Raw genomic sequence first — 10175 nt, forward strand, 5'->3', positions numbered from 1 at the left:
CGTCGTCGCCATCGGCGTCGTCGCGGTCGCGATCATGCTGGCGGCCTGGATCAATCGCCAGGCGCAGCAGACGGCCGATCAGGTTTCCCGCGCGATCGCCGTGCGCGAAAGTGCCGAACGTTTCCTCGGCCATCTGCGAGATGCGGAAACCGGCCAGCGCGGCTATCTGCTGACGGGGCTGGCGAGCTATCTGCCGCCCTTCACCGAAGGGCGCGGCGCGGCCGTGCCGGCCATCGCCGCGCTCGAAGAGCTGGTCGGCGAGGATGCCGCTCAGCGGCAGCGTGTGTCAGCGTTGCGCGCGCAGATGCAGCTGAAGCTCGACGAACTCGACGCCACCATCGGGCTGATGCGCGACGGGCGTCAGGCCGAGGCGCTCGCGCTGATTCGCCGTGGCCAGGGTATCGGCGCGATGGATGCGTTGCGCGACCTCGTCCAGCAGATCCAGATCGCCGAGAATGTTCGCCTCGTTTCGCTGAGCCGCAACGAGGAGCGCCGCCGTCTGTTCGCGAGCATCGGCATCGTCGTGGCGCTGGCGGGCCTGGCCTTCGCCGCCTGGCAGCAGCTGCGCCTGCGTCAGCGCCGCAGCACGTCGCTGGCCGAGAGCAATGCCGAGCTGGAGCGGATCGTCAGCGAACGGACGCAGGAACTCGAGAACGAGCGCCTGCGCATCGAGGCGCTGCTGCGGGACGTCAACCACCGCGTCGGCAACAACCTCGCGATGGTTTCGGCGCTGCTCAGCGTCCAGAGCCGCCAGAGCCGCGAGCCGGCGGTGCGGGCCGCACTGCAGCAGGCGCAGTCCCGCATCCAGGCGATCGCCGCCGGGCAGCGCCGCCTGCGGCTCGATCTCGACACCGACGAGATCGAGGCACGGCCCTACATGGAGGATCTGCTGGCCGAGATCGGCAAGGCGGCGGAGGGCAGGCCGATCGAGATCGCGCTCGCCATGGACGATATCCGCCTGCCCGGCCGCGACGCGGTCTCCTTCGTCGTCATCGTCAACGAACTCGTCACCAACGCCATCAAGCACGCTTTCGTCGATGGGCGGCCGGGTCGCATCGTTGTGCGCTTCGAGGAGGTGGCTGGCGACGGTGCGCCCGCTCTCGCCCTGACGGTCGAGGACGACGGCGTCGGCATGCCTGCGGCGGTGGAGGCCAAGGGGCTCGGCCAAACCGTGCTCGCCAGCCTGCTGCGGAGCATGCAGGCGACGATGGCCGCGGCCGCACTCGCGCCCGACGCCGAGCGCCCCGGAACCAGCATCACCCTGCGCTTCCCCAAGCGCGACGCGGACTGAACGCGGAAGGGGCCCGGACGAGGCCGGGCCCTTCGCAGGGTGGAAGGGGAAGAGGGGGAGGAGCGCTCGTCAGAGCCCTTCGAACAGCGCGCTGGAAATATAGCGCTCGGCGAAGGAGGGGATGATCACCACGATCGTCTTGCCCGCGTTCTCAGGCCGCGCCCCGACCTCGAGCGCGGCTGCGATCGCCGCACCCGACGAGATGCCGGCCGGTATGCCTTCGCTCCTCGCCAGCGCCCGCGACGTCTCGAACGAGGTCTGGTTGCCGACCGTCACCACCTCGTCGATCACCGAGCGGTCGAGGATCCCGGGCACGAAACCGGCGCCGATGCCCTGGATCTTGTGGGGCCCGGGCGCTCCGCCCGACAGCACCGGCGAATCCTCGGGCTCGACGGCGATGATCTTCACCCCCGGCTTCTTGCCCTTCAGCACCTGCCCGACGCCGGTGATGGTGCCGCCCGTGCCGACGCCGGAGATAAAGATGTCGACCGCGCCTTGCGTGTCGTTCCAAATTTCCTCGGCCGTCGTCTTGCGATGGATCTCCGGATTGTGCGGGTTCTCGAACTGCTGCGGGATGATCGCGCCGGGAATCTCGGCCTTGAGCTCCTCGGCCCGCGCCACCGCGCCGCGCATGCCGCCGGGCCCCGGTGTCAGCACGAGCTCGGCGCCGAGCAGCGCCAGCATCTTGCGGCGCTCCAGCGACATCGTCTCGGGCATCACCAGGATCAGGCGGTAGCCGCGCGCCGCCGCCACGAAGGCGAGCGCGATGCCGGTGTTGCCCGAGGTCGGCTCGATCAGCGTGCCGCCCGGCTTCAGCGCGCCCGACGCCTCCAGCGCGTCGATCATGTTGACGCCGATGCGGTCCTTCACGCTCGATATCGGATTGAAGAATTCGAGCTTGGCCAGGATTGTCGCCTTGATGCCACGCTCGGCCGGCAGCCGGTTGAGCTTCACCAGCGGCGTATCGCCGATCGTGTCGGTGATTGACTCATAGATGCGGCCACGCCCGGGCGCCTTGCCCTGAACTGGATCCTGTCTGCGCACTGCCTCGGTCATGATCTGCTCCTTCTGTCGCCGAACGCCGACTATGGCCGCAGGCTAGAGCCATCCACATGACGTGTCGATAAATCGAATAAATAACAAATCTATATCGTGAAATCGGCGCTGTTCCCGTCGCTGCCGAGCCCTGGCAGGATCTGGGCCCGGCGGCAAAGCTCGTCGACGGTCACCTCGTCGAGAATGGACAGGAAGGCGCGCGAGGCCCGCAGCACCTCCGGTCCGACCACGGCATCGACCAGCGCCGACTGTGGCGCGGGGCCGATCCCGTCATCGCCTGCTTCCTGCATGGCGGCGCGGGCAATGTCCCCGGCCGTGATCTTGCGCCGCTCACGCGCCAGCTCGTAGCCGCCGCGCGGGCCGCGCACGCCCTTGAGGATGCCGACCCTGACGAGGGCCTGCAGCATGGTTTCCAGATGGCGCGGCGGCAGGTCGTGGCGCGCCGCCAGCAGCTTGGCCGCCACGGGCGAGGGGCGGGCGTGCAATGCGATGTCGACGACCGCCGCGATGGCGAGCTGGCTGCGCCGCGAAAGCAGCATCATCGATCTGAACCCGGGGCTGAAGGGGAGGGAAGGTGTCGAGGATGGACGCCGGTGGAGCCGAAGCCCCCGGCCCCGCGGCCGGTCGCCTCAAGCGCGGTCACCTCGCTGAAATGTGCCCGCGAAACCGGGGCGACCACGAGCTGGGCGATACGGTCGCCGCGCCGGATCGCATAGGTCTCCGTCCCGTGATTGATCAGGATGACCTTGACCTCGCCGCGGTAGTCGCTGTCGACCGTGCCGGGCGCGTTCAGCACGGTGATGCCGTGGCGGGCGGCGAGGCCGGAGCGGGGCCGCACCTGCGCCTCGAACCCTTCGGGCAGCTGCAGGCACAGCCCCGTCGGCACGAGATCGCGCGCGCCGGGAGCAAGTTCGAGGACCGCGCCCTCGGCCAGCGCGGCACGGAGGTCCAGGCCGGCGGCGCCGGCGCTTTCATAGGCGGGAAGCGGCAGACCCACGGCATGGGGCAGGCGCAGCACCGCAATGTCCAACGGAAGGCTCACGCGGGGCGTCGCGCGGTAGCGAGGTGGGCAAGATGGGCGACGATGCGGCTGGCGACCTCCGCCTTGGCGAGCGTCGGCCAGCTCTCGACGCCGTCCGCGGTCACCAGATGCACCGTGTTGGCGTCGCCGCCCATCACGCCGGTGCCGCCGACATCATTGGCGACGATCAGGTCGCAGCCCTTCCGGGCGAGCTTCGCCTGGGCATGGGCGACGACGTTCTCCGTTTCGGCGGCGAAGCCGACGACGAGGTCCGGCCGCCCGTCCGCCCGGCGCGCGATCGTGGCGAGGATGTCGGGATTCTCCACCAGTGCGAGCGGCGGCAGGGCGCCGCCATCCTTCTTCATCTTGTCCGGCGCCTCCGTCGCCACGCGCCAGTCGGCGACGGCGGCGGCGAAGATGGCGATCTGTGCCGGCAGCGCGGCCTCGACGGCCGCCAGCATCTCGCGGGCCGACTCGACATGCACCGTCTCGACACCCGGCGGATCGGGCAGAGCGACCGGCCCCGAGACAAGCGTCACCCGCGCCCCGGCGGCCGCGGCTGCGGCTGCGATCGCATGGCCCTGCTTGCCCGAGGAGCGATTGGCGATGTAGCGCACCGGATCGATGGCCTCATGCGTCGGGCCCGAGGTCACCAGCACATGCCGCCCCGCCAGCAGCCCCGGCCCATCGGCGGCACCCGGTAGCCGCCCGAGAAAGCCGATCGCGCGCTGCGGCTTGGTCGCTTCTCCGGCTAGCGCGAGTTCGATCGCGGTGATGATCTCGGCCGGCTCCGCCATGCGGCCCGGGCCGCTCTCGCCGCGCTCGGCCATGGCGCCGGAATTGGGGCCGACGACGAGCACGCCGTCCTTTTCGAGCTGCGCCATGTTCCGGCGCGTCGCCGGATGCTGCCACATCCGCGGGTTCATCGCCGGCGCGATCAGCACGCGCTTGTCGGTCGCCAGCAGCGCCGTCGAGGCGAGGTCGTTGGCGAGCCCGTTCGCCATCTTGGCGATCAGGTCCGCCGTCGCGGGTGCCACGACGAGCAGGTCCGTCGAGCGCGACAATGCGATGTGGCCGATATCGGCCTCGTCCGTCAGTGAGAACAGATCGCTGAAGCAGCGTTCGCCGGCGAGCGAGGAGACCGAGAGCGGCGTGATGAACTCTTCGCCCGCCTTGGTCAGGATGCAGCGGCTGGCGATGCCGCGATCCTTGAGGCGCCGGATCAGCTCCAGGCACTTATAGGCGGCGATGCCGCCGCCGATGATCAGCAGGATGGAGCGGGAAGCGGCCAAGTGGATGTTCCTGTAGCCCGGAGAGTCCGTTTCCTAGCACCGCCCGGGCCGGCCTGTCATGAGGGCCGTTCCCGAAGGGCAGTCGTCCAGGTTCGGGCTGCGGCCATTGGTGTGGGGAACACTCTTCTCTCCGGCCGGCCCGGGAGCGTCGGACCATCTCCCGCCCGCCGTTTTTTTAAAAGAACGATCGAGTTGACAAACAGGACGGATCGCCCGATATTGCGGATGTCATCGGCCCTGCCGAAGACCGCGGGGATTTGAGCGAGCAGCTTGCGCCGCGTCACCAAACGCTAAAGCGCCACGACGCGGTCGTGGGCTCCATTGCCAGGAGACGAACATGATCGAAGCGACCTCGCGTCTCCCTTCCTCCCGCATCGAAACCGGACGCTGTCGACTCTGACGGTCGCGACGCTCGCCAGCCGAGCTTTCCGAATGCCCCAGATGTCCACCAGCGCCGCGGCTGCGGCAGGAGTTCCGTCATGAATGCCATTCTGTCCGGTGCGGGCCGGCCCGAGCAGGGCCTGCCGCCGCGCGACCCGCAGGCCTATGTCATCGAGATCGACGAGACGCAGGCCGGCCTCGTCAGCCGGCGCGGCGACGAGCGCTTCTTCACCTTCATCTCCGCCGCCTCCGCCTTCGACGCGCTCGAGGGTCACCGCTTCGCCACGCCGGTCGCGGCCGAGCGGGCCGCGCGACAGCTGGCCTCGCCCCGGCGCCGCGCCGGCCGCTTCACCTCCTGAGGTCCCCATGAACGCTCCCGTGAAGCCCGACGCCTTCCGCGTCGAAACCGGCCCCGTGCCGGACCATCCCGCTCCGATCATCCGCTTCGCGCAGATCGGCAAGACCTATCCCTCCCGGGACGGGCAAGGCGCCGTTGCGGCGCTCTCCGGCATCGATCTCGACGTGCCCAAGGGTGCGATCGTCGGCGTCATCGGCCGCTCGGGTGCCGGCAAATCGACGCTGATCCGGCTCGTCAACGGGCTGGAGCGCGCGACCTCCGGCCACCTCCTGATCGAGGGCGAGGACGTCACAGCGCTCACGGAGGCCGGCTGGCGCAGCCGCCGGCGCGCGACCGGCATGATCTTCCAGCACTTCAACCTGCTCTCCTCGCGCACCGTCTTCGACAATGTCGCGCTGCCGCTGGAGATCGCCGGCACGCCGAAGGCGCAGATCGAGGACAAGGTCGCCCGGCTGCTCGATCTCGTCGGTCTGTCCGACAAGCGCGGGCGCTATCCGGCCGAACTCTCCGGCGGCCAGAAGCAGCGCGTCGGCATCGCCCGCGCGCTGGCCACCGACCCCAAGGTGCTGCTCTGCGACGAAGCGACTTCCGCGCTCGATCCCGAGACGACGAAGTCGATCCTGGCGCTGCTGAAGCAGGTCAACCGCGATCTCGGCATCACCATCCTGCTGATCACCCACGAGATCCCGGTCATCAAGGAGATCTGCGACCGCGTCGCGGTGATCGAGGACGGCCGCATCGTCGAGGAGGGCGACGTCTTCTCGGTGCTCACCCGTCCGCAGCACCCGACCACGGCGCGCTTCGTCGAGGCGGTCACCGGGGTCGAATTGCCGGCCTATCTGGAAGGGCGCATCCGCAAGGAGGCCCAGCAGGGCGCCCAGACCGTGCTGCGCATCACCTTCACCGGCGAGAACGCCACCGCGCCGGTCATCAGCCGGCTCAGCTCCACCATCGGCGTCGACGTCAACATCCTGGCCGGCCGCATCGACGCGATCGCCGGCAAGCCCTTCGGCAGCCTGCTCGTCTCGGTCCCGACCCGCGAGCCGGAACTGGCCGCGGTGCTCGGCGCGCTCAACGGCCTGGAACTCAAGGCGGAGGTCATCGGCCATGTTTCCTGAGATCATCTCGCCCCAGATTCTCGCCCTGATCGGGCAGGCGACCCTCGACACGCTGCAGATGGTGGCGATCGCGGCGGGCCTCGGCACGGTTCTCGGCCTGCCGCTCGGCGTCTTCCTCGCCACCAGCAAGCGCGGCGAACTCTTTGCCGCGCCCCTCGTCAACACGCTGCTCGGTACGCTCGTCAACGCCACGCGCTCGACGCCCTTCATCATCCTCGTCGTTGCGATCATCCCCTTTACGCGGCTGATCGCCGGCACCTCGATCGGCACCCAGGCCGCGATCGTGCCGCTGACCGTGGCGGCCACCCCCTTCATCGCCCGCTTGATCGAGGGCGCGATTCGCGAAGTCGACCAGGGTCTGGTCGAGGCCGCCCGCGCCATGGGCGCGACGCCGCTGCAGATCGTCCGCAAGGTGCTGGTGCCTGAGGCGCTGCCGGCGATCGCACTGGGTCTCACGCTCGCCATCGTCAGCCTGATCGGCTTCTCGGCCATGGTCGGCGCGGTCGGCGGCGGCGGGCTCGGCGACCTCGGCATCCGCTACGGCTATCAGCGCTTCATGCCCGAGGTCATGGCCGCCGTCGTCGCCGTCCTGATCGTGCTGGTCCAGACCGTCCAGACCATCGGCGACCATCTCGCCCGCCGGCTCAACAAGCGCCTGCGCCACGCCTGAACACCGTCACTCCAACCCATACTCGGCCCTCATCCTGAGGAGCGGACGAATGTCCGCGTCTCGAAGGATGATCCTGGAGGCTCCGGAAGCATCTGGAGCATCCTTCGAGACGCCGCTTCGCGGCTCCTCAGGATGAGGGTCGAGCGAATTTAAAGCCAAGCCAAAGGAACGCTTCCATGACCACCATCACCCGCCGCGCCGCCGTTGCCGCAACGGCCCTCGCCGCCCTCGCCCTGTCCGTCCCCGCCCTCGCGCAGGCCCCGCAGACCCTCCGCATCGGCGTCTCGCCCGGCCCCCATGCCGAGATCCTCGAACAGGTGAAGCCGCTTCTGGCCAAGAAGGGCATCGACCTGAAGATCGTCGAGTTCTCCGACTATGTCGTGCCGAACCAGGCCCTCGACGCCGGCGAGCTGGAAGCCAATTCCTTCCAGAACCAGCCCTATCTCGACAACCAGGTGAAGGATCGGGGCTTCAAGCTGGTCAGCGTCGGCCTCACCGTGAACTTCCCGCTCGGCATCTACTCGTCTAAGTACAAGAGCTGGGCCGAGGTGCCGGACGGATCGTCCATCGCGATCCAGAACGACCCGACCAATGGCGGCCGCTCGCTGCTGCTCCTGCAGGACAAGGGCGTGATCAAGCTCCGGGATGGGGTCGGCTTCAAGCCGGGCCCGATCGACGTCGTCGCCAACCCCAAGAAGCTGAAATTCATCGAGGTCGAGGCGGCGCAGACCCCGCGCACGCTGGCCGACGTCGCCGCCGCCGCGATCAACACCAACTACGCCGTCGACGCCAAGATCGAGCCGACCTCGGCGATCCTGCGCGAGGATCCGAAGGGGCCCTATGTGAACGTCATCGCGGTGCGCGCCGTGGACAAGGACAAGCCCTGGGTCAAGACGCTGGTCGAGACCTACCAGTCGCCCGAGATCAAGACCTTCATCGCCGAGCGCTTCAAGGGCAACGTGCTGGCCGGCTGGTAATCCCTTCCTCCCCACCTGGCTCTCATCTCGCCAGGCGCCTGCCCCGGATGCAACGCGCATCCGGGGCTTTTTTGTGAGGGATGATCCAGCTCAGGCAGGCTCGCCGTGCCGGACCGACCGCCCGAGACCGACGGCCTCGGCCATGGTCACGGCGAGCACGGCACCAGCCTGGGCGAGCACGAAAGCGATGCCGAGCCCGCTCGGCATAAACCATCCGCCGGCCAGCAGCAGCAGGCTGTCGGCGATCCAGATCAGATTGACGCCGATCACGGCGAGAACCGCGAGGCGCGGCAGCTCCCGACGGCGCGAGAGCCAGCCAAGCAGCGCCGCACAGGGCAGCAGCAGGAGGCCGGCCCCTCTGAGAAGGTCGGGGGGCAGCGCAAACAGGCCGGAGAGCGGAGCCGCAGCGAGGCTCAGCAGCACGCCCATGCCGGCGCAGGCGGCGGCATCGAGCGCGAGCGCGCCGCGCAGCAGCGGTGAGGCTTGGATCATCGTCATGATGGTCTCCCTGATGAGGAGGCGCCACCGGGACGCCTCGGTTGGATGGCGACAGGGTGGCGGGCGCAGCTCGGGCCGTCGATTAAGCCGGAGGTAATTGGAACGGCGCCGGGGGCCCGGTAGCGTGCCGGTCATGACCAGCCATCGCTCCGCGGCCATCGGCCCCCTCATCCGTGACTGGCGGCAGCAGCGCCGTCTCAGCCAGCTCGACCTCGCGCTCGAGGCGGAGATCTCCCAGAAGCACCTCTCCTTTGTCGAGAGCGGCCGCTCACAGCCCAGCCGCGACATGGTGCTGCTACTGGCCGAGCATCTCGGCGTGCCCCTGCGCGAGCGCAACGCGCTGCTGCTCGCGGCCGGCTATGCACCGGTCTATCTGGAACGGGCGCTGGAGGACCCGGCGCTGCAGGCCGCCAGGGCGGCGGTCGATCTCGTCCTGACGGGGCACGAGCCCTATCCGGCGCTGGCGGTCGACCGGCACTGGACCCTGCTCGCGACGAATGCGGCGGTGGCGCCGCTGCTGGCGCTGGTCGGCGATGCCGACCTGCTGCGCCCGCCCGTCAATGTCCTGCGGCTGGCGCTGCATCCCGGGGGGCTCGCCGGGGCAACCGTCAACTTAGGGGAATGGCGCGCCCATCTCCTGGCGCGGTTGCGCCAGCAGGTGCGGATCGCCGCCGATCCCGCGCTCGCCGACCTCTTGGCCGAGCTTCTGACCTATCCCGCGCCGCCGACGGCCGCGGCCGATCATGCCCTGCCGGCCGACGGGGCGGCGATCGCGGTCCCGCTGCGGCTGCGCGTCGGGGAGGCGGTCCTGTCCTTCATCTCGACCACGACCGTGTTCGGCACACCGGTCGACATCACCCTGTCCGAACTGGCTCTGGAAACCTTCTTCCCGGCCGATGACATGACGGCCGCAGCCTTGCGAGCGCTGGCGGAGGCACGGCGCGACGCATCCTGTTGAACCCCGGAATTTTGCCTGGAACCTTCCGCTGGGTCGCCGGTTGTTGAAGCGACGCCGCGGGGGCGGCACGGAATTCAACAGAAGGATCAAGACGATGGGTAGCACCATGGACAAGGTCAAGGGCATGGCCAACGAGGCCGTCGGCAACGTCAAGCAGGCCGCCGGCAAGGCGCTCGACAAGCCCGGCCTCGAGGCCGAGGGCTTCGCTCAGGAGCGCAAGGGCGAAGCCCAGCAGGCGCTCGGCAAGGGCAAGGACGCCGTCAAGAAAGTGGTCGACAAGGCCTGATTTCGATCAGAGCCTGACCAAGAACGGGCCGCCGAAAGGCGGCCCGTTTTGCTATGCGGTATGGCTTACCGTCATTGCGAGCGCAGCGAAGCACTCCAGGTGGACACAGAGCCCTGACGTTCTGGATGGCTTCGCTGCGCTCGCAATTGTCTCTTGGCGATGTGTCAGAGTGGTGTTGGTTCCCGGGAGGGAACGCCGTGGCCCGGGACGGCCATCCCGAGCCACGGCGCGCGAAGACCGGCCGTCTCGCAATCGGGCTCGACGCCCGC

12 protein-coding genes are annotated in these 10175 nt (G+C 69.1%); 7 read left to right on the forward strand and 5 right to left on the reverse strand.

Translation table 11 applies throughout. The annotated features are described in order from the left end of the window. A partial coding sequence (locus tag Q8M82_RS06505; RefSeq protein ID WP_305690562.1) for a sensor histidine kinase occupies nucleotides 1–1291 on the forward strand: 1291 nt, incomplete at its 5' end. A gap of 69 nt (nucleotides 1292–1360) precedes the next feature. Here the strand turns inward: Q8M82_RS06505 and cysK are convergent. The 4 genes from cysK to Q8M82_RS06525 all read right to left on the reverse strand — a co-directional run bounded on the left by cysK (nucleotide 1361) and on the right by Q8M82_RS06525 (nucleotide 4660). Beyond that, nucleotides 1361–2347 (reverse strand): cysteine synthase A, encoded by a 987-nt coding sequence (cysK, locus tag Q8M82_RS06510; RefSeq protein WP_305690563.1) that lies wholly within the window; start codon nucleotides 2345–2347, stop codon nucleotides 1361–1363. A gap of 89 nt (nucleotides 2348–2436) precedes the next feature. After that, on the reverse strand, nucleotides 2437–2889 hold the full coding sequence (locus tag Q8M82_RS06515; RefSeq protein ID WP_305690564.1) for an RrF2 family transcriptional regulator: 453 nt from the start codon (nucleotides 2887–2889) through the stop codon (nucleotides 2437–2439). Next, the gene (gene dut, locus Q8M82_RS06520) at nucleotides 2886–3389 is read right to left on the reverse strand and encodes a dUTP diphosphatase (protein WP_305690565.1); all 504 of its coding nucleotides are present in this window, start codon (nucleotides 3387–3389) and stop codon (nucleotides 2886–2888) included. Before dut ends, Q8M82_RS06515 begins: the two co-directional genes overlap by 4 nt. Further along, nucleotides 3386–4660 (reverse strand): phosphopantothenoylcysteine decarboxylase domain-containing protein, encoded by a 1275-nt coding sequence (locus tag Q8M82_RS06525; RefSeq protein WP_305690566.1) that lies wholly within the window; start codon nucleotides 4658–4660, stop codon nucleotides 3386–3388. The genes dut and Q8M82_RS06525 overlap by 4 nt, the downstream gene beginning before the upstream one ends. A 479-nt stretch (nucleotides 4661–5139) precedes the next feature. On the opposite strand from Q8M82_RS06525, the gene Q8M82_RS06530 reads away from it, so the two are divergent. The 4 genes from Q8M82_RS06530 (at nucleotide 5140) to Q8M82_RS06545 (ending at nucleotide 8164) form a co-directional block, all read left to right on the forward strand. After that, a complete protein-coding gene (locus Q8M82_RS06530; protein ID WP_305690567.1) occupies nucleotides 5140–5400 on the forward strand; it encodes a hypothetical protein in 261 nt (86 codons plus the stop codon). A 7-nt stretch (nucleotides 5401–5407) separates the two neighbouring features. Further along, nucleotides 5408–6517, forward strand: coding sequence for a methionine ABC transporter ATP-binding protein (locus Q8M82_RS06535; RefSeq protein ID WP_305690568.1), 1110 nt, complete (start codon nucleotides 5408–5410; stop codon nucleotides 6515–6517). Next, complete coding sequence (locus Q8M82_RS06540) at nucleotides 6507–7187, forward strand: methionine ABC transporter permease (protein ID WP_371126258.1); 681 nt, start codon at nucleotides 6507–6509, stop codon at nucleotides 7185–7187. Before Q8M82_RS06535 ends, Q8M82_RS06540 begins: the two co-directional genes overlap by 11 nt. 176 nt (nucleotides 7188–7363) lie before the next feature. After that, nucleotides 7364–8164 (forward strand): MetQ/NlpA family ABC transporter substrate-binding protein, encoded by an 801-nt coding sequence (locus Q8M82_RS06545; protein WP_305690569.1) that lies wholly within the window; start codon nucleotides 7364–7366, stop codon nucleotides 8162–8164. A gap of 90 nt (nucleotides 8165–8254) precedes the next feature. On the opposite strand, the gene Q8M82_RS06550 is transcribed toward Q8M82_RS06545, so the two are convergent. Then, the gene (locus Q8M82_RS06550) at nucleotides 8255–8662 is read right to left on the reverse strand and encodes a hypothetical protein (protein ID WP_305690570.1); all 408 of its coding nucleotides are present in this window, start codon (nucleotides 8660–8662) and stop codon (nucleotides 8255–8257) included. Between the two features lie 133 nt (nucleotides 8663–8795). On the opposite strand from Q8M82_RS06550, the gene Q8M82_RS06555 reads away from it, so the two are divergent. Both Q8M82_RS06555 and Q8M82_RS06560 read left to right on the forward strand, forming a co-directional pair. Beyond that, nucleotides 8796–9620, forward strand: a complete 825-nt coding sequence (locus Q8M82_RS06555; protein ID WP_305690571.1) for a helix-turn-helix domain-containing protein — start codon at nucleotides 8796–8798, stop codon at nucleotides 9618–9620. Nucleotides 9621–9714: 94 nt separating this feature from the next. After that, nucleotides 9715–9906, forward strand: a complete 192-nt coding sequence (locus Q8M82_RS06560) for a CsbD family protein (RefSeq protein ID WP_305690572.1) — start codon at nucleotides 9715–9717, stop codon at nucleotides 9904–9906. Nucleotides 9907–10175: the final 269 nt, after the last annotated feature.

Origin of the sequence: Allobosea sp. (assembly GCF_030694325.1) — a bacterium.
Taxonomy (GTDB): domain Bacteria; phylum Pseudomonadota; class Alphaproteobacteria; order Rhizobiales; family Beijerinckiaceae; genus Allobosea.